The organism is Streptomyces tailanensis (genome assembly GCF_008386495.1).
Taxonomy (GTDB): Bacteria; Actinomycetota; Actinomycetes; order Streptomycetales; family Streptomycetaceae; genus Streptomyces; species Streptomyces tailanensis.
Map to the genome: position 1 here is coordinate 30,607 of NZ_VTHJ01000013.1, position 17,900 is coordinate 48,506.

17 protein-coding genes are annotated in these 17,900 nt (G+C 69.6%); 15 read left to right on the forward strand and 2 right to left on the reverse strand.

The genetic code is table 11. The features are described 5' to 3' along the window. Nucleotides 1-192 precede the first annotated feature (192 nt). Together F3T56_RS46135 and F3T56_RS12955 are read left to right on the forward strand one after the other, a co-directional pair. Nucleotides 193-336, forward strand: coding sequence for a hypothetical protein (locus tag F3T56_RS46135; RefSeq protein WP_172638920.1), 144 nt, complete (start codon nucleotides 193-195; stop codon nucleotides 334-336). A gap of 50 nt (nucleotides 337-386) precedes the next feature. Continuing rightward, nucleotides 387-575: a hypothetical protein gene (locus F3T56_RS12955; protein WP_149825245.1), complete on the forward strand. Its 189-nt coding sequence runs from the start codon at nucleotides 387-389 to the stop codon at nucleotides 573-575. A 221-nt stretch (nucleotides 576-796) separates the two neighbouring features. On the opposite strand, the gene F3T56_RS12960 is transcribed toward F3T56_RS12955, so the two are convergent. Continuing rightward, a complete protein-coding gene (locus F3T56_RS12960) occupies nucleotides 797-1,228 on the reverse strand; it encodes a restriction system modified-DNA reader domain-containing protein (RefSeq protein WP_149825247.1) in 432 nt (143 codons plus the stop codon). A gap of 87 nt (nucleotides 1,229-1,315) precedes the next feature. After that, nucleotides 1,316-1,645, reverse strand: a complete 330-nt coding sequence (locus F3T56_RS12965) for a DUF427 domain-containing protein (RefSeq protein ID WP_149825248.1) — start codon at nucleotides 1,643-1,645, stop codon at nucleotides 1,316-1,318. A gap of 91 nt (nucleotides 1,646-1,736) precedes the next feature. On the opposite strand from F3T56_RS12965, the gene F3T56_RS12970 reads away from it, so the two are divergent. The 13 genes from F3T56_RS12970 to F3T56_RS13035 all read left to right on the forward strand — a co-directional run bounded on the left by F3T56_RS12970 (nucleotide 1,737) and on the right by F3T56_RS13035 (nucleotide 17,771). Beyond that, a complete protein-coding gene (locus F3T56_RS12970) occupies nucleotides 1,737-2,606 on the forward strand; it encodes a class I SAM-dependent methyltransferase (protein ID WP_149825250.1) in 870 nt (289 codons plus the stop codon). A gap of 9 nt (nucleotides 2,607-2,615) precedes the next feature. Then, nucleotides 2,616-3,155, forward strand: coding sequence for an LOG family protein (locus tag F3T56_RS12975; protein WP_149825251.1), 540 nt, complete (start codon nucleotides 2,616-2,618; stop codon nucleotides 3,153-3,155). A gap of 22 nt (nucleotides 3,156-3,177) precedes the next feature. Then, complete coding sequence (locus tag F3T56_RS12980; protein WP_149825252.1) at nucleotides 3,178-3,876, forward strand: SDR family oxidoreductase; 699 nt, start codon at nucleotides 3,178-3,180, stop codon at nucleotides 3,874-3,876. 294 nt (nucleotides 3,877-4,170) lie between these two features. Then, on the forward strand, nucleotides 4,171-5,187 hold the full coding sequence (locus F3T56_RS12985) for a methionine synthase (protein WP_149825254.1): 1,017 nt from the start codon (nucleotides 4,171-4,173) through the stop codon (nucleotides 5,185-5,187). 15 nt (nucleotides 5,188-5,202) lie between these two features. After that, nucleotides 5,203-7,419, forward strand: coding sequence for an NAD-dependent DNA ligase LigA (gene ligA, locus F3T56_RS12990; RefSeq protein ID WP_149825256.1), 2,217 nt, complete (start codon nucleotides 5,203-5,205; stop codon nucleotides 7,417-7,419). 227 nt (nucleotides 7,420-7,646) lie between these two features. Continuing rightward, the gene (locus F3T56_RS12995; RefSeq protein WP_149825258.1) at nucleotides 7,647-10,037 is read left to right on the forward strand and encodes a putative bifunctional diguanylate cyclase/phosphodiesterase; all 2,391 of its coding nucleotides are present in this window, start codon (nucleotides 7,647-7,649) and stop codon (nucleotides 10,035-10,037) included. 457 nt (nucleotides 10,038-10,494) lie between these two features. After that, nucleotides 10,495-10,791 carry an Asp-tRNA(Asn)/Glu-tRNA(Gln) amidotransferase subunit GatC gene (gene gatC / locus F3T56_RS13005; RefSeq protein ID WP_007384860.1) on the forward strand — a complete coding sequence of 99 codons (297 nt, stop codon included), beginning with the start codon at nucleotides 10,495-10,497 and terminating at the stop codon, nucleotides 10,789-10,791. A gap of 7 nt (nucleotides 10,792-10,798) precedes the next feature. Beyond that, on the forward strand, nucleotides 10,799-12,295 hold the full coding sequence (gene gatA, locus F3T56_RS13010; protein WP_149825262.1) for an Asp-tRNA(Asn)/Glu-tRNA(Gln) amidotransferase subunit GatA: 1,497 nt from the start codon (nucleotides 10,799-10,801) through the stop codon (nucleotides 12,293-12,295). Next, nucleotides 12,292-12,531, forward strand: a complete 240-nt coding sequence (locus F3T56_RS13015) for a hypothetical protein (RefSeq protein ID WP_149825264.1) — start codon at nucleotides 12,292-12,294, stop codon at nucleotides 12,529-12,531. Before gatA ends, F3T56_RS13015 begins: the two co-directional genes overlap by 4 nt. Nucleotides 12,532-12,546: 15 nt before the next feature. Next, nucleotides 12,547-14,061, forward strand: a complete 1,515-nt coding sequence (gene gatB / locus F3T56_RS13020; protein ID WP_149825266.1) for an Asp-tRNA(Asn)/Glu-tRNA(Gln) amidotransferase subunit GatB — start codon at nucleotides 12,547-12,549, stop codon at nucleotides 14,059-14,061. A gap of 290 nt (nucleotides 14,062-14,351) precedes the next feature. Beyond that, complete coding sequence (locus F3T56_RS13025) at nucleotides 14,352-16,583, forward strand: MMPL family transporter (protein ID WP_149825268.1); 2,232 nt, start codon at nucleotides 14,352-14,354, stop codon at nucleotides 16,581-16,583. Next, the gene (locus F3T56_RS13030; RefSeq protein ID WP_149825269.1) at nucleotides 16,561-17,136 is read left to right on the forward strand and encodes a GNAT family N-acetyltransferase; all 576 of its coding nucleotides are present in this window, start codon (nucleotides 16,561-16,563) and stop codon (nucleotides 17,134-17,136) included. The genes F3T56_RS13025 and F3T56_RS13030 overlap by 23 nt, the downstream gene beginning before the upstream one ends. Before the next feature lie 35 nt (nucleotides 17,137-17,171). Further along, nucleotides 17,172-17,771 carry a hypothetical protein gene (locus tag F3T56_RS13035; RefSeq protein WP_149825272.1) on the forward strand — a complete coding sequence of 200 codons (600 nt, stop codon included), beginning with the start codon at nucleotides 17,172-17,174 and terminating at the stop codon, nucleotides 17,769-17,771. Nucleotides 17,772-17,900 lie beyond the last annotated feature (129 nt).

A 17,900-nucleotide genomic window follows, 5' to 3' on the forward strand; every position in this document is an offset into this window, starting at 1 on the left:
GGTGGGGCGGGGAAGCCCTCGGGGAGTACCCGAACGGGCCGGGCGGCAAGACCCTCTGGTTCGAACTCGCCCTCCCGGACCCGCCGCCCGACGGCGGCCCGGCGTCCGCTCTCGCCGCCTGACGGAGATGCGCCCTACCGGAACCGTGCACAGGGTGGCATCCTGCGCTTTCGGTGACGGGAAGGAGCAGGGGTGGCGAAGAAGAACGGTCCTGGGAAGGACTTCGCTCGCTATGTGACCAATGCGGCCACCAAGGCCGGGTATGCCATCAACTCCTCATCAGGAGACGGCAAGGCCAAACTCGCCGAAACGGCGGAGATGCCGGGGCCGACATAGCCAAGATCCTCGCGGGGGAGTACGAGGTACCGGTCCGTCTGCTCCAGTCCTTGGCGACAGCCCTGGGCGTGTCGCAGAAGGAACTGCTCAGGGCGGCCGGGGTGTTGGAGGGAAGGCCAGAACAACAGAACCCCCGGCTGACCGCGAAGATCGCCGCGCAGCGGTTGGGTATCAAGTCCCCACGGAACGTGAGTGCCTTCGAAGTCCTCGTCGCGGCCCTGGTGGACGCTGAGAAGTGAGGCCGTTGACCTGGCGCGTGCACGGAGTGCTGCTGCCGTTGGCCGTCCATGGCCGGCAGGCTCGTGATGCCAGCCGGCCGGACCGTGAACGTTGAGGATGTCCTCCTCGATACCTTCGGCGCGCGGGAGAAGTCGCGCGCCGGGGGGCGTGAAACACGGTGCCAAACTGCAGACGGCCATGAAAACTTTGAGGCAAAGTTTTCATGGCCGTCTGCAGTTCTCTACTCCCCGGCGGCCTCCTCCCGCAGTTCCTGCAGGCGGCGACCGCTGGGTACGTGGGTGTACTGGCCCCAGCCGTTGATCTCGTTCCCGGTCTGCGCCCTGAGTGCGGGGGAGGGCTGGGGAAACGCCTGCCCGTCCGGGAGTTCGAGCCACCCGTCCGCCGTGATGGTGGCCTCGTGGGTGCGCTTGAGTCGGCTCTGGTGATGTCTGACCTTGTCCCCGGCCGCCACCAGGCCGGCCTCGATGAGGGGCAGCAGACTTCCGGTGCGCCGGGTTCCGGACGCTTGGCCGGTAGAGGAGTGACCCGCACCGTTCTTCAGGAGTACGCGCCGCAGGACGTCGTTGGGGGTGTCGACAAGGGGTTCGCTGAGACGCTGCAGACAGGCGAACACCTCGTCGTCGATCTCGATGGTCCGCATGGACTTCGGCATACCGCACCTCCACGTCGAACTTTAACACTTTCAAGACTGGCAGAGTTAAAGTTCAACGTCAAGTGGTGATCGGTTGTCGCGTGAGTGTCAGTCGCCGACGACTTCGGTGTCGTAGAAGCACAGATGCCCCTTGATCTCGGCGACCTCGGCCTTCGGGTCGGGGTATGCCCAGACGAGGTCGGGGGCGTCCGGGAGGGACCAGTAGGACGCGGTGCCCTTGAATGGGCAGTAGGTGTGGTTCTCGGAGAGTGTCAGCAGGTCCATACGGACATCCCCTTCGGGGATGTAGTACCGCGCGGGACAGCCCGTCTCGCGCAGGATCAGGGGGCGGCTGCTCTCCGCGAGCACCTCGTCGTCGTGGATCACGCGGACATGTTCGGTGCTCTGTTCGATGGTGATGCGATGTCCATTGGTCACGATCGCCCCTCCTCGGGTAGCCGTCTCGTCGAGTACAGCGCAGGCTGCTGGTGAGTTCTTCCCTTGAGGTCGCAGGTGGCAGGAGGTCGTCATGGCAGCCGCAGATCCGGCTGGGAGCCCGTCGGGGAACCCGGCCGGAAACCCATCCGGAGGATCGTCCAAGAACCGTCGGAGTATCGCCCACCGGGTCCGTTACGCCGTGCGCTACCCGGAGCGCGTTCCGGCGCACGCGCGGCGGGTGGCGCGGGACGCCTGGCTGCGGCTGAAGCACCGGGACCACATCTCGTACTACCGCGCTGTCATGGCCGCCGACACCGCCCGCAGCCCCGAAGCCGCCGTCGGGCACAACCCCTCCGTCGAGAAGTGGGAGCGCATCGGGCGGATGCAGTTCGACTACCTCGTACGGCACGGTCTGGAGCCCCGGCACCGGATGCTGGAGATCGGCTGCGGGAACCTGCGCGCCGGGCGGCTGTTCATCGACCACCTGGACGCCGGGCACTACTACGGGATCGACATCTCGCCGGCCATCCTCCTGGAGGCCCAGCGCACCCTCGTACGAGAGGGTCTGCAATCCAAAGTGCCCTACCTGGCGCTCGTCGCCGACCTCTCCTTCGAATTCCTGCCCGAGGGGTACTTCGACGTCGTCCACGCGCACAGCGTGTTCTCGCACTCGCCGGCGCACGTCATAGAGCAGTGCTTCGCCCATGTCGGCCGCGTCCTCGCCCCCGGCGGCTTTTTCGACTTCACGTTCGGCCGCACCGAGGGCAAGGAACACCAGGTGCTGCACGAGGACTTCTATTACAGGACCGAGACCCTGGTCGAGCTCGCTCGGAAGTACGGTTTGTCGGCGCGCTTCATGGACGACTGGGAGGAGTTGCCGCACCGGCAGTCGAAGATCCGGGTGAGCGTGTTGAAGGAGGCGGATGGGCGACCGGGCCCCGATGTCAGTGCCGCCCCTTAACGTGGGCGCATGAATATCTGCGTCTTCCTCTCCGCCGCCGACCTCGACGACCGTTACACGCGCCCCGCGCGGGAGTTCGCCAAGCTGATCGGCAAGGGCGGGCACACGCTCGTGTGGGGCGGCTCGGACGTCGGGCTGATGAAGGTGGTCGCCGACGGGGTGCAGGAGGCGGGCGGCAGACTGCTGGGCGTGTCGGTCGCGTTCCTCGCGGCCAAGGCGCGGCCCGGCACCGACGAGATGGTGATCGCGCGGGACCTCGCCGAGCGCAAGAAGCTGCTCCTGGAGAAGGCCGACGCGGTCGTGATCATGGTCGGTGGTACCGGCACGCTCGACGAGGCGACCGAGATCCTGGAGCTGAAGAAGCATGGTCACACCGACAAGCCGGTGGTACTCCTCAACACGGCGGGCTTCTACGACGGTCTGAAGGAGCAGTTCCGGCGCATGGAGGACGAGGGATTCCTGCCGCGCCCGCTCTCCGACCTGGTGTTCTTCGCGGAGGAGCCGGTGGGGGCGATGGCGTATCTGGAGGAGAGCCGGGGAGTGGCGTGACGCGGTCACCACTGATGCGAGCATGGCGGGCATGGCTACTCATGTGATCACCGGGGCCGGGTCAGGCATCGGCGCGGCCGTCGCCCGTCGTCTGCACGCGCGTGGGGACGAGCTCGTACTCCACGTGCGCGACGCGGGCCGGGCGAAGGAGCTGGCGGCCGAGTTCCCCGGGGCGAAGACCCTGGTCGGCGACCTCGCCGACCCCGACAAGCTGTCCTGGGCCTTCTCCCACCAGACCCTGCCCGACCGGGTGGACTCGTTGCTGCACATCGCGGGTGTGGTCGACCTCGGGCCGGTCGGTGAGCTGACGCCCAAGTCCTGGCGCCACCAGCTCAACGTCAACCTCATCGCGCCCGCCGAGCTGACCCGGCACTTCCTGCCCCAACTCCGTGCCGCCCGTGGCCACGTGGTCTTCGTCAACTCCGGCGCCGGTCTCAACGCCCACGCCGGCTGGTCCGCCTACGCCGCCTCCAAGCATGGGCTGAAGGCTCTCGCGGATTCGCTCCGCTGGGAGGAACACGGCAACGGGGTCCGTGTCACGACCGTCTATCCCGGCCGCACGGCCAGCCCCATGCAGGCGAAGGTCCATCAGCAGGAGGGGAAGGAGTACGACCCGTCCCGGTGGATCGATCCGGAGTCCGTCGCCACGACGATCCTGATGGCGCTGGATCTGCCGAGGGACGCGGAGGTCAACGACCTTACGGTGCGGCCGGGTCGGTAACGGCGACTTCTTTCGCCCCCGCCGCCCCTACCCATTCCCATCCCCACAGGGGCTGCGCCCCTTCAACCCCCCTGCGGGAGAGCTCGGGGGGTGCGGTTTGTTCGGCGGGTGCGGGTGGTTCGTGGCTGATCGCGCAGATCCCCGCCCCCCCCTGAAAGACAAGGCCGCACCCCATGCTTTTAGGGGGCGCGGGGAACTGCGCGAACAACCCCCACTCACCCGCACCCGCCCCACAAACCGCACCCCCGAGCTCTGAGGCGCCCAGGCTCCCAAGACCTACGTAGGCTTCGGCACGTGAACGAGAACTTCAGTTTCGGCCCGGCCACTGGCATCGGCTCCATGCCCGGCGGCGATGCCAGGGAGGCCGCCAAGACCGTCACGGGGACGTTCGAGTGGCCGGACGGCGGGATGCCGTATCTGCCCGAGCTGCCCGCCAGGGGCCCCGGCGCCGACATGATCGGCAGAACAGCCGGCATGCTCGTCGAGCTGTACGCGCGCGTGGAGCCCAGTGGCTGGCGGATCGGGGACCGGCCGGGCCGGGACACCAAGCGGGCGAGGTCGTGGCTGGGCGAGGATCTGGACGCGCTGGAGGAGTTCACGCAGGGGTACGAGGGCCCGCTCAAGGTGCAGGCCGTCGGACCGTGGACGCTCGCCGCCGCGCTGGAGCTGAAGAACGGTGAGGTGGCCCTCTCCGACCCCGGCGCCTGCCGGGACCTCGCCGGCTCGCTGGCGGAAGGACTGCGGCTGCACCTCGCCGAGGTACGGCGGCGCGTGCCCGGCGCCACCGTCGTGCTTCAGCTCGACGAGCCCTCCCTCATCGCCGTACTGCGCGGGCAGGTCAAGACCGCCAGCGGCTACCGCACGCACCGCGCCGTGGACCGCCAGGTCATCGAGGCCACGCTTCGGGACATCATCGGAGTCCACAGCCCGGAAGGGGCGGTCGTCGTCCACTCCTGCGCCCCCGACGTCCCCTTCGCGCTGCTCCGCCGAGCCGGTGCCGCCGCGATCTCCTTCGACTTCTCGCTGCTCACCGAGCGTGACGACGACGCGATCGGGGAAGCCGTGGAGGGAGGCACGAAGCTGTTGGCCGGTGTCGTGCCGACCGCGGAGGGCCCGTTGTCAGACCCTGCCGGTAGCGTCATGGGTGTCAGGACGCTGTGGCGCAGGCTGGGGCTGCATCCGGGACTTCTCGCGGACGCGGTGACGGTCACTCCGTCGTGCGGACTCGTGGGGGTCTCCCCGGCGTACGCGCGGCAGGCGCTCGCCCACTGCGTCAAGGCGGCGAGATCTCTCGCGGACAACCCAGAGTAACGGGAGGACAACACGGTGGCCGGCGACAAGGACGCACAGCCCACATCGGTACCCGCCGAGACCTCGGTGCCCGCCGAGGCACGCGAGAAGCACGCGCGGCTCGCTGAGCAGGTCGAGGAGCACCGCTTCCGGTACTACGTGAAGGACGCCCCCGTCATCGACGATGCGGAGTTCGACCGCCTCCTGCGTACGCTCGAAGAGCTGGAGGAGGAGTATCCGGAGCTGCGCACGCCCGACTCGCCGACCCAGAAGGTCGCGGGGGCGTACGAGACGGAGTTCACCGCCGTCCAGCACCGCCAGCGCATGCTCTCCCTCGACAACGCCTTCACGGACGAGGAGTTGGCGGCCTGGGCCGACCGCGTCGCCAAGGACGTCGGCACGCCCGACTACCACCTGCTGTGCGAGCTCAAGGTCGACGGCCTCGCCGTCAACCTCACCTACGAGCACGGCCGCCTCACCCGCGCCGCGACCCGTGGCGACGGCCGCACCGGCGAGGACATCACGCCGAACGTCCGGACGATCGCCGAGATCCCGGACCGACTCAAGGGCGACAAGGTCCCCGACCTCGTGGAGATCCGCGGCGAGGTCTACTTCCCGATGGACAAGTTCGCCGAGCTCAACGAGCGACTGCTCGCGGCCGGCGACAAGCCCTTCGCCAACCCGCGCAACGCGGCGGCCGGTTCACTGCGCCAGAAGGACCCGCGCGTCACCGCCACCCGCCCGCTCCACATGGTGGTGCACGGCATCGGCGCCCTGGAGGGCTTCAAGGACGGTCTCACCCGCCTCTCCCAGGGCTACGACCTGCTCAAAGCCTGGGGCCTGCCCACAGCCCGGCACAACAGGGTGGTCGACGACCTCGACGGCGTACGGGAGTTCATCACCCACTTCGGAGAGAACCGCCACTCCGTGGAGCACGAGATCGACGGCGCGGTCGTCAAGCTCGACGAGATCCCCCTCCAGGGCCGCCTCGGCTCCACCTCACGCGCCCCGCGCTGGGCCATCGCGTACAAGTACGCGCCGGAGGAGGTCAACACCAAGCTCGTCAACATCCGTGTGGGTGTGGGACGTACGGGCCGGGTGACGCCGTACGCCCAGGTCGAGCCCGTGACGGTCGCGGGCTCGGAGGTCGAGTTCGCCACCCTGCACAACCAGGACGTGGTCAAGGCCAAGGGCGTCCTCATCGGCGACACGGTGGTGCTGCGCAAGGCCGGTGACGTCATCCCGGAGATCCTCGGACCCGTGGTCGACCTGCGCGACGGCAGCGAGCGCGAGTTCGTGATGCCCGCCGAGTGCCCGGAGTGCGGTACGCCACTCGCGCCGGCCAAGGAGGGCGACATCGACGTGCGCTGCCCCAACTCCCGCAGCTGCCCGGCCCAGTTGCGCGAACGGCTCTTCTATCTCGCGGGCCGCAAGTGCCTGGACATCGAGCACTTCGGCTACGTCGCCGCCGCCGCGCTCACCAAGCCGCTGGAGCCGTCCGACCCGCCGCTCCTCGACGAGGGCGACCTGTTCGACCTCACCATCGAGCAGTTGCTGCCCATCAAGGCGTACGTCCGCGACCAGGACAGCGGACTGCCCAAGCGCGACCCGAAGACCGGCGAGGAGAAGGTCGCCACGGTCTTCGCCAACCAGGAGGGCGCGCCGAGGAAGAACGCGGTCGCGATGCTGGAGAACATCGAGGCGGCCAAGGAGCGGCCGCTCGCGCGCATCCTGACCGGCCTGTCGATCCGGCACGTGGGACCGGTGGCCGCCGAGGCGCTCGCGCGCGAGTTCCGTTCGATCGAGCGGATCGAGCAGGCGACCCAGGAGGAGTTGGCGACCACCGACGGCGTCGGGCCGATCATCGCGGCCTCGCTCAAGGAGTGGTTCGCGGTGGACTGGCATCAGGAGATCCTCCGCAAGTGGCGGGCCGCCGGGGTCCGTATGGAGGAAGAGGGCTCCGGCGAGGACCAGGGTCCCCGGCCGCTCGAAGGGTTGACAGTCGTCGTGACCGGCACGCTCGAACACCACACGCGCGACGGAGCCAAGGAGGCGCTGCAGAGCCGGGGCGCGAAGGTGACCGGGTCGGTTTCGAAGAAGACCTCATTCGTCGTGGTCGGTGAGAATCCGGGCTCGAAGTTCGACAAGGCGATGCAACTCAAGGTACCGGTTCTGAACGAGGACGGCTTCGCCGTTCTGCTCGAACAAGGACCGGAAGCAGCTGCGGAAGTCGCGCTTCCGACCGAGGAGTAGGGGTTGAACGCCACCCGTTCGGCGCATACCAGATGCATATGGGTGGCCGGTCGCATTCGGGCAACCGTCGTCGACCGCTGCCCGAGAAAGCCTTGTGCGGCCTACTGTTGAGATGTGCGCCTGCCGTGCCCGGACGCGTGGTGGGTTTTCGGACGCGGTGCCGTTGAGGGTTGTCGGGAGCAACGGGCCGCGTGGCGTGGGCACCGCCGGCTGTGAGAGGGACGGGAATGGAACCGACCGAGAGCGTCGCCCCGGACTCGCGGCTGCGCCTGCGCCGGGTGTCCGGGGCCTGGCGATGGGGGCGTTCCCTGCTCATGAGGGGACGCCCGTTCGAGGGAACTCGAGAACCTCGAGAACCTCGAGAACGTCGAGAACGGAGCGGCGCACAGGAGACCGGCGCGGACCCCCGGGTCGGCGCCGGATGGCCACCGGGCCGTGCGGGCGGGAGCGCACCCGGCGCCCTCGTACCGGCCCCCGTACAGCTCACTGCCGGCCCCGCAGTCGGCACCGGCGGGGCCGCACCCGGCACGGCCACGCTCGGTGACGGCCGAGGGCACGGGCTGCCCGGCCACGACACAGAGCGGCACATGGCCTGGCCCGCACTGCCCGCCGCGATCGTCGGCCTCGCCGGCGCCATCCTGGGCGCCGGCTTCTACCGGGCCTTCGCCGGGCAGCACGCGCTCTTCCCGTCCGGCGCGGTCGGCTGGTCCCTCGCCCTGCTCACCGGCATCATCGTCGGCCACCTCGTCGCCATGGGCCGCGCCCGCTGGTGGGGCGGCACCGGCTCCGGCGCCGCCCTCACCCTCTCCGTACTGCTGCTGTACGGCTGGGTGCCGGCAGGGATGGTCAGCCTCACCGTCGTGGTCCTCGTCGGCGTCGCCCGCCGAGGCCGCTGGCGGCAGGGCGTACTGCACGGCGCGGTCGACATCCTCGGCATCGGCGTCGGCGCGCTCGTCCTGAGGGCCTTCGGCCGCATCCCCTCCGTGGAGCGGCCCTGGGACCCCGAGAACTGGACCCTCTACTCGGCGCCCCAGGTGGCGCTCGTCGCCGTCGCCTACCTCGTGGTCACCCGCGCCCTGCTCTGGTACCTGGCCTCACCGCGCGGCGGTGTCCCCACCGTCGCCCGTACGGCCATGGTGAGACAGGGCCTCGTCGCCGTCGCGCTGCTCGGCATCGCGCCGCTGGTCTGCGTCGTCGCCACCGCCCAGCCCCTCTTGCTGCCCCTGTTCGCCATCCCGCTCATCGCGCTCGACTCCACCCTGTGGATCGCGCGTGCCCGGGCGGAGGAACAACTGCGCGACCCGCTCACCGGACTGCCGAACCGCCAGTGGCTGCTCGAACGGACCTGGACCGCCCTGGACGACGCCGAACGTATCGGGGCGAGGGCGGCACTGATGCTGATCGACCTTGATCGTTTCAGGTCCGTCAATGACACGCTCGGGCATCTCGCGGGCGACCGGCTGCTGCTGCAGATAGCTGATCGGCTGCGAGTGGCGCTGCCGCGCGGAGCGGAGGCCGCGCGGCTCGGCGGCGACGAGTTCGCCGTACTGCTGCCCATCGCCGACTCCACGACGTCCGCGTCGCGTGTCGCCCGCAACCTTGTCGCCGCGCTCGGCTCACCGCTCGACCTCGACGGGCTCACCCTTGTCCTGGAGGCCAGCGCCGGGCTCGCCGTCTTCCCCGACCACGCGCTCGACGCGGAGGGGCTGCTGCGGCGGGCGGACGTGGCGATGTACCAGGCGAAGCGGGACCGCACCGGCGTCGAGGTCTACGAGTCCAAGCGGGACTCCAACACCCCCGACCGGCTCGGACTCCTCGGCGACCTCCGGCGCGCGCTGGACGCGCACGAGGTCGAGCTGCACTACCAGCCGAAGGTCCGCTTCGACGGGCAGGTCGCCGGTCTTGAGGCGCTCGTGCGGTGGGTGCATCCCGAGCGGGGGAAGGTGCCGCCGGACGAGTTCATAGCGATCGCCGAGTCGTCCGGGCTGATGCCGCACCTCACCGAGTACGTCCTGGAGACGGCCCTCGGGCAGGTGGCGCGGTGGCGGGCGCAGGGCCTGCATGTGCCGGTCGCCGTGAACGTGTCCCCGCGCGACGTCCACACCCCCGGATTCGCCGGGGCCGTGGCCGCGCGGCTCGCCCGTCACGGGGTCCCTGCCGGGGCGTTGCAGCTGGAGATAACCGAGCACGTGCTTCTGGAGGATCCGCAGCGGGCCGCGGACACCCTGGCCGGGCTGACCGGGCACGGGGTGAAGATGTCGCTCGACGACTTCGGGACCGGGTACTCGTCGTTGGTCCATCTGCGGCGGCTGCCCGTGAGCGAGCTGAAGATCGACCGGTCGTTCGTGGCGCGGCTGGCGGTCGACAACGAGGACGCGGAGATCGTGCGCTGCACCGTGGATCTCGCGCATTCGCTGGGGCTGCTCGTCGTCGCTGAGGGCGTCGAGGACGACGAGACGTGGGAGCGGTTGCGGGATCTGGGGTGCGATGCGGTGCAGGGGTGGCTCGTGGCCGCGGCCATGCCCCCGGACGAGACGACGGCATGGCTGCGGGCCCGTGGCTCGCGGGGCTGGCAGCGGCCGGCGGCGGCGCTGCCAGCGGCGACGGCCGACGAGTAGTTTTCTCGCCCCCGCCGCCCCTACCCATTCCCTCCTCCACTCTCGGCTCCGCTCGAGCGGGGGGACCCCCATCAGGGGCGGCTGCCCCTTCGACCCCGCTGCGCCTGAGAGCTCGGTCCGGTCGGTGGGTTGGCGGGTGCGGGTAGGTGGGGGCTTGTCGCGCAGTTCCCCGCGCCCCTTAAAAGCAGGGGGTGCCCCCGGGTAACCAGGGGCGCGGGGAACTGCGCGAGCAACCACACCAAACCCGCAGACGCCCCACATCCGCAACCTCCCGAGCTCTTCTGCGGGGGTCGAAGGGGCAGTCGCCCCTGATGGGGGTCCCCCCAGCTAGAGCGAAGCCGAGAGTGGGGGAGGGACGGGTAGGGGCGGCGGGGGCGAATAACCCGGGCGCGGGGAGTCGCGCGCGCCCCATAGGATTGGCGCCAAACCACACACACTCACCCCAGAGGATCGCTGCATGCCTGGCATCACGCGCGAGGAGGTCGCCCACCTCGCCCGGCTGGCGCGTCTGGAGCTGAAGCCCGAAGAGCTTGAACACTTCGCGGGCCAGCTGGACGACATCATCGGCGCGGTCGCCCGCGTCAGCGAGGTCGCCGACCAAGACGTCCCGCCGACCTCGCACCCGCTGCCGCTGACGAACGTCATGCGCGCGGACGAGGTCCGTCCGTCGCTCACCCCCGAGCAGGCGCTGTCCGGCGCCCCGGCCCAGGAGCAGCAGCGTTTCAAGGTGCCGCAGATCCTGGGGGAGGACTGATCACGTCATGACCGACAGCATCATCAAGCTCACCGCGGCCGAGATCGCCGCGAAGATCGCGTCCGGCGAGCTCACGGCCGTACAGGTCACCGAGGCCCACCTGGCCCGTATCGAGGCCGTCGACGAGAAGGTGCACGCCTTCCTGCACGTCGACCGCGAGGGCGCCCTCGCCCAGGCTCGCGCCGTCGACGAGAAGCGCGAGCGAGGGGAGAAGCTGGGCCCGCTCGCCGGTGTGCCGCTCGCCCTCAAGGACATCTTCACCACCGTGGGCGTGCCCACCACCGTCGGGTCGAAGATCCTCGAAGGGTGGATCCCGCCCTACGACGCCACCCTCACCAAGAGGCTGAAGGACGCGGACGTCGTCATTCTCGGCAAGACCAACATGGACGAGTTCGCCATGGGGTCCAGCACCGAGAACAGCGCGTACGGGCCCACCGGCAACCCGTGGGACCTCACCCGCATCCCCGGCGGCTCCGGCGGAGGTTCCTCCGCCTCCCTCGCCTCCTTCCAGGCGCCCCTCGCCATCGGCACCGACACCGGCGGATCGATCCGCCAGCCGGCCGCCGTCACCGGCACGGTGGGCGTCAAGCCGACGTACGGGGCGGTCTCCCGCTACGGCATGGTGGCGTTCTCGTCCTCCCTCGACCAGGGCGGGCCCTGCGCCCGTACGGTCCTGGACGCGGCCCTTCTCCACGAGGTCATCGCCGGACACGACCCGCTCGACTCCACCTCCATCGACGCCCCGGTCCCGCCGGTCGTCGAGGCCGCCCGCAACGGCTCGGTCGCGGGGATGCGCGTCGGTGTCGTCAAGCAGTTCCGCGGCGAGGGCTACCAGGCCGGTGTCGTACAGCGCTTCGACGAGGCCGTCGAGGTCCTGAAGGAGCTGGGTGCCGAGGTCGTCGAGCTGGACTGCCCGTCCTTCGACCTGGCGCTGGCCGCGTACTACCTGATCGCGCCGAGCGAGTGTTCGAGCAATCTCGCCCGCTTCGACGGCCTGCGCTACGGCCTGCGTACCGGCGACGACGGCACGAACTCCGCCGAGGCGGTCACCTCCCTCACCCGTGAGGCGGGCTTCGGCCCGGAGGTCAAGCGCCGCATCATGCTCGGCACGTACGCCCTGTCGAGCGGCTACTACGACGCGTACTACGGCTCCGCCCAGAAGGTCCGTACGCTCATCACCCGCGACTTCGAGAAGTCGTTCGAGAAGGTGGATGTGATCGTCTCCCCGACGACGCCGACCACCGCCTTCCCGATCGGTGAGCGTGCCGACGACCCGATGGCGATGTACCTCGCGGACCTGTGCACCATCCCGACCAACCTCGCGGGCAACGCCGCGATGTCTCTGCCCTGCGGTCTCGCGCCGGAGGACGGACTGCCGGTCGGCCTGCAGATCATCGCCCCGGCCATGCAGGACGACCGCCTTTACAAGGTCGGCGCCGCTGTGGAGGCCGCCTTCGTGGAAAAGTGGGGGCACCCGCTCCTCGAGGAGGCTCCGTCGCTGTGAGTGCACTGTCCAAGGCCAAGGGCTTCAAGAAGTCCAAGTCCGGCACGTACCTGTCCATGGCCACGACCGCGCTCGGCGCGATCAGTGTCGTCAAGCAGGCCAAGAAGGCCCGCCTCGAGAGCGACACGCTGCGCCTCGTCGACGCCGCCGTGTCCGCCGCCGCCATCGTCACCGGCCTCGCCATCCTCTACCGCGAGTTGAAGCGGCTGGGCGACGACGACGTCCTGATGGGCTGAGAGGGAAGTTTCACCGTGACCACCACGACCGACCTGGTGTCGTACGAGGACGCGCTGGCGTCGTACGACCCCGTCATGGGCCTTGAGGTCCATGTCGAACTCGGCACCAAGACCAAGATGTTCTGCGGCTGTTCGACCGAACTCGGTCAGGACGCCAACACGCAGACCTGCCCCGTCTGCCTCGGCCTGCCCGGCGCGCTCCCGGTCGTCAACGCGACCGGCGTCGAGTCCGCGATCAAGATCGGTCTCGCGCTGAACTGCGAGATCGCCGAGTGGTGCCGCTTCGCCCGGAAGAACTACTTCTATCCGGACATGCCGAAGAACTTCCAGACCTCCCAGTACGACGAGCCGATCGCCTGCAACGGCTACCTCGACGTCCAGCTGGAGGACGGCGAGACCTTCCGCGTGGAGATCGAGCGCGCCCACATGGAGGAGGACACCGGCAAGTCCACCCACGTGGGCGGCGCGACGGGCCGCATCCACGGCGCCTCGCACTCGCTGCTCGACTACAACCGTGCCGGCATCCCGCTCATCGAGATCGTCACCAAGCCGATCGTCGGGGCCGGGGAGCGCGCGCCGGAGGTCGCCAAGGCGTACGTCCGTGAGCTGCGCGAGCTCATCAAGGCGCTCGGCGTCTCGGAAGCCCGGATGGAGATGGGCCAGATGCGCTGCGACGTGAACCTGTCGCTGCGCCCGAACGGCACAGAGAAGTTCGGCACGCGTTCCGAGACGAAGAACGTGAACTCGCTGCGTTCCGTGGAGCGTGCCGCTCGCTTCGAGATCCAGCGGCACGCGGCCGTGCTCAACGGTGGCGGGACGATCATCCAGGAGACCCGGCACTTCCACGAGGACACGGGGTCGACGACCTCGGGCCGGGTGAAGGAGGAGGCCGAGGACTACCGGTACTTCCCCGAGCCGGACCTGGTGCCGGTGGCCCCCTCGCGCGAGTGGGTCGAGAAGATCCGCGCCGCGCTGCCCGAGCTGCCGCTGGTCCGCCGCAACCGGCTCCGCGAGGAGTGGGGCATCAGCGGCACCGACATGCAGGCGATCCTCAACGCCGGTGCGCTGGAACCGATCGTCGCCACCATCGAGGCCGGGGCCGACGCCGCCTCCGCCCGCAAGTGGTGGATGGGTGAGCTGGCCCGTAGCGCCAACGAGGCGGGCACGTCGCTCGACGAGCTGGCGATCACGCCGGCGCAGGTCGCCCGGGTCACCGAGCTGGTCTCGAAGGGCGACCTGAACGACAAGCTGGCGCGCCAGGTCATCGAAGGCGTCCTCGCGGGCGAAGGCACCCCGGACGAGGTCGTCGAGAAGCGCGGTCTGAAGGTCGTCTCCGACGAGGGCGCCCTGACGACGGCCGTCGAGGAGGCCATCGCCGGCAACCCGGCCATCGCGGACAAGATCCGCGGCGGCAAGGTGGCCGCGGCCGGCGCCCTGGTCGGCGCGGTCATGAAGGCCACGCGCGGTCAGGCGGACGCGGCCCGCGTCAAGGAGCTGATCCTGGAGAAGCTGGGCGTCAGCGAGGGCTGAACGAACAGGTTGAACGAATAGACGTTCCACTCCGTACATCCGGGGGCGGTACATCACTGCGATGTACCGCCCCCGGGTGCGTCCACGGCTGTTGCACAGGGCGACAGAGTGCAGTCATCCGTCCTGTGAGCTGGCTCCCATCTCCTGTGACGAGGCCCTCAAACCCGCCTGACGATCACATTTGGATGCAACAGTGACTAGGCATTGCTCACGTGTTCTTTGCGTGCTGTTCAGTTCCAATTGCGGCTGTACACGGTCAAAGATCAATGAACCCCCCAGGAGCACGATCCGTGGCAGCCCTTGCGCGCTGGTGCGTCCGGCACCGTCTCGTCACCGTCATTCTGTGGCTGGTCGCGTTCGCGGGCACGGCCGCCGGCGCCGCCGCCGCGGGAGCCGCGTACTCGAACGACTACAAGACCCCCGGCACGGAATCCAGCCGCGCCGCGGATCTCCTGAGCGAGGGCTTCCCGCAGATCAGCGGTGACAGCGCCACCGTCGTCTGGCACACGGACGACGGAACCGTACGGGCCGCCGCCGTCGAACAGACGATGACCCGGGCCCTCGACGAGATCGCCGAGCTGCCGGGTGTGGCCGCCGTGACCGACCCGTACGACGGCGCCGACGGCGGCCGGATCAGCGGGGACGACCGTACGGCGTACGCCACCCTCACCTTCGACAAGCCGGCCGAGGACATCGACAAGGCGCAGGCCCAGGCCGTCGTCGACGCGGCGAGGGCCGCCGAGGGCGACGGGCTCCAGGTCGAGCTGGGCGGCAATGCCATCGCGCTCACCGAGACCTCCGGTGGACACCTCGCCGAGATCGTGGGCGTGCTCGTCGCCGCCGTGGTGCTCTTCCTCGCCTTCGGCTCGCTCGCGGCCTCGCTGCTGCCGATCGCGACCGCCCTGGTCAGTGTGGGCACCGCGTACGCGGGGATCACCCTGCTCGGGCACGCCATGACGGTGGCCGACTTCGCGCCCATGCTGGGCACGCTGATCGGGCTCGGCGTCGGCATCGACTACGCGCTGTTCATCGTCACCCGGCACCGGCGCGGGCTGAAGCGGGGCCTGCCGGTCGAGGAGGCCGCGCGGAGCGCGGTCGCCACCACCGGGAGGGCCGTCGTCTTCGCGGGCGCCACCGTCTGCATTGCCCTGCTCGGCATGCTGATCCTGCGGCTCGGCTTCCTCAACGGCGTCGCGATCGCCGCCTCGCTGACCGTGGTCCTCACCGTCGCCGCCTCCGTCACGTTGCTGCCGGCCCTGCTGTCGTTCATTGGCATGCGGGCGCTGAGCCGCCGCGAGCGCCGCCGGCTCACCGAGCACGGCCCCGAACCAGAGCTGCCCACAGGCTTCGCCGCCCGCTGGTCCGCCTTCGTCGAACGGCACCCCAAGAAGCTCGGCGCGATCTCCCTCGTCGTCATGACCCTGCTCGCCCTGCCCACGCTCGGACTGCGCCTCGGCACCTCCGACCAGGGCAACGACCCGCAGACGACGACCACTCGCCAGGCGTACGACCTCCTCGCGGAGGGCTTCGGCCCAGGCGTCAACGGCCCGCTCACCCTGGTCACCGAGGTCGACGGCGCCGCCGACAAGCTCGCGCTCGACAACCTGGACACCACACTCAGGGCCACCGAGGGCGTCTCGGCGGTCACCCCGGTGACGTACAGCAGCAGTGGCGACACCGCGTACCTCACCGTCGTACCGGACTCCTCCCCGCAGTCCGAGAAGACCAGCGATCTGGTCGAACGGCTGCGCGACGAGGTGCTGCCGCGCGCCGAGACCGACACCTCGCTCGATCTGCACGTCGGCGGGATGACCGCCGGTTACGACGACTTCGCGGATGTGATCGTCGGCAAGCTGCCGCTGTTCGTCGGGGTCGTGATCGGACTCGGCTGTCTGCTGCTCCTGCTCGCCTTCCGGTCGATCGGGATACCGCTCAAGGCCGCCGCGATGAACGTGGCCGCCGTCGCCGCCGCGTTCGGCGTGGTCGTCGCGATCTTCCAATGGGGCTGGGGCAGCGAGCTGCTGGGCCTCGGCAGCGCCGGGCCGATCGAACCCTTCCTGCCCGTGATCATGGTGTCGGTCCTCTTCGGGCTCTCCATGGACTACCAGGTCTTCCTGGTCAGCCGGATGTACGAGGAGTGGCTGGAGACCGGCGACAACCGGCGCGCGGTCCGGGTCGGTCTCGCCGAGACCAGCCGGGTGATCAACTCCGCGGCGGTCATCATGATCTCCGTCTTCCTCGCCTTCGTCCTCAGCGGCGACCGCGTGATCGCCATGTTCGGCATCGCCCTCGCCGCCGCGATCGCCCTCGACGCCTTCGTCCTGCGTACGCTCCTCGTTCCCGCCCTCATGCACATGCTCGGCGGCGCCAACTGGTGGCTGCCCCGCTGGCTCGACAAGCGCATGCCCCGCATCAGCATCGAACCGCCCGAGTCCCGTGCCGCCCATGAGAGGCTCACAGACGTCGCAGTCGACGATCTGGAGAAGGAGCGGCCGCAGGATGTACGCGATATCCCTGGGTGACGACGGAGCCGAACTCCGGCCTCTGGAGCCGTGGTACGCCGAGGAGTTCCTCGCCCACCTGGAACGGGGGCGGGAATTCATCAACCAGTACGTGCCCTTCGGCTCGACGGCCACGGACGTCGCGTCCGCCCGGGAAGTCCTCCAGCGGTACGCCGACATGCGCGCCGCCGACACCGGCTCCCTGCACGGCCTGTGGCTCGACGGGAAGCTCGTCGGTGGCGTCCTCTTTCTCAACTTCGACGCGGAGAACGCCAACTGCGAGGTCGGCTGCTGGCTGGAACCCGCCGGTACGGGGCGGGGGCTGGTCACACGCGCGATGCGGATCCTCATCGACTGGGCGGTCGATGTCCGCGGCATCCACCGGGTCGAGTGGATCGCGGCCTCCGGGAACCGGCCGAGCCTGAACGTGGCCCGGCGGCTGGGCATGTCCCGGGACGGTGTGCAGCGGGAGAGGTATCCCCACCGAGGGGTCAGGCACGATCTGGAGATATGGTCCGTCCTGGCGCCCGAATGGCGTGCGGCACGCGCGCGTGGCGCGCACAGCGATCATTAAGAGACCTCTCAGACAACATTCGTACGGTGCGAGGTATGGGAACCAAGACAGTGGACGAGACAGGGGCCGGTACGGGCACCGAGGCGAAGAACGACGAGGACAAGGTGGATGTGACCAAGGCCGAGGCCGACACGGAGTCGTCCGAGGCTGCCGCGGCTGGCGTGACCGACCTGGAGCCGACCGACGCCGAGCAGGCCGAGGACGGCGACGAGCTGCTTGAGGCCCAGGTGAAGGAGCCCTCGGGCGCGGGCCAGGGAGCCGGCGCCATCGTCTCCGCCGCGCTCGCGGTCATCTCGCTGAGCGGCAGCTGGGTCGGCACGGTGGCCGCCGAGCGCGAGCAGATCAGCGGCAACCTGGAGATGCAGGCCGCGACCAACGCGACCGTCGCCACACAGCTCGAGGCGGTCTACGGCGACGCCTGGCAGGCCACCGCGATGTGGGGCGGCGTCTTCGCGCTGATCGCGCTGATCGTCGGTGTCGCGGTCCTCGCCCGGCCGGCGTTCGGCGTCCCGGGCAAGCCGCAGCCGGTCTGGATCAAGTCGGTCTCCTGGGCGGGTGTTTCGCTCGGCGTCATCGGACTGATCCTCGCGGTCCTCAAGTACACGGACGTCTGGCTCGGACTGCCGTCCGTCTGAATCACCCAGAGCTGAATCACCCCGAATCACCGGGGGTCCTGAGGGGCCTTAGGTCGACCGTAGGTATGTCGCGGTCGATCTAAGGCCCCTCAGCCGTTCAAGATGCGGAACTCTCCCGATGCGGCGGAC

Excerpts from the sequence above, each read along its gene's own strand:
- F3T56_RS13035 (WP_149825272.1), top strand. The coding sequence starts at position 17,172 with ATGGGAACCAAGACAGTGGACGAGACAGGGGCCGGTACGGGCACCGAG.
- F3T56_RS12960 (WP_149825247.1), bottom strand. The coding sequence starts at position 1,228 with ATGCCGAAGTCCATGCGGACCATCGAGATCGACGACGAGGTGTTCGCC.
- gatA (WP_149825262.1), top strand. The coding sequence starts at position 10,799 with ATGACCGACAGCATCATCAAGCTCACCGCGGCCGAGATCGCCGCGAAG.
- F3T56_RS12975 (WP_149825251.1), top strand. The coding sequence starts at position 2,616 with ATGAATATCTGCGTCTTCCTCTCCGCCGCCGACCTCGACGACCGTTAC.
- F3T56_RS12970 (WP_149825250.1), top strand. The coding sequence starts at position 1,737 with ATGGCAGCCGCAGATCCGGCTGGGAGCCCGTCGGGGAACCCGGCCGGA.
- F3T56_RS12995 (WP_149825258.1), top strand. The coding sequence starts at position 7,647 with ATGGAACCGACCGAGAGCGTCGCCCCGGACTCGCGGCTGCGCCTGCGC.
- F3T56_RS13030 (WP_149825269.1), top strand. The coding sequence starts at position 16,561 with ATGTACGCGATATCCCTGGGTGACGACGGAGCCGAACTCCGGCCTCTG.
- F3T56_RS12980 (WP_149825252.1), top strand. The coding sequence starts at position 3,178 with ATGGCGGGCATGGCTACTCATGTGATCACCGGGGCCGGGTCAGGCATC.
- gatC (WP_007384860.1), top strand. The coding sequence starts at position 10,495 with ATGCCTGGCATCACGCGCGAGGAGGTCGCCCACCTCGCCCGGCTGGCG.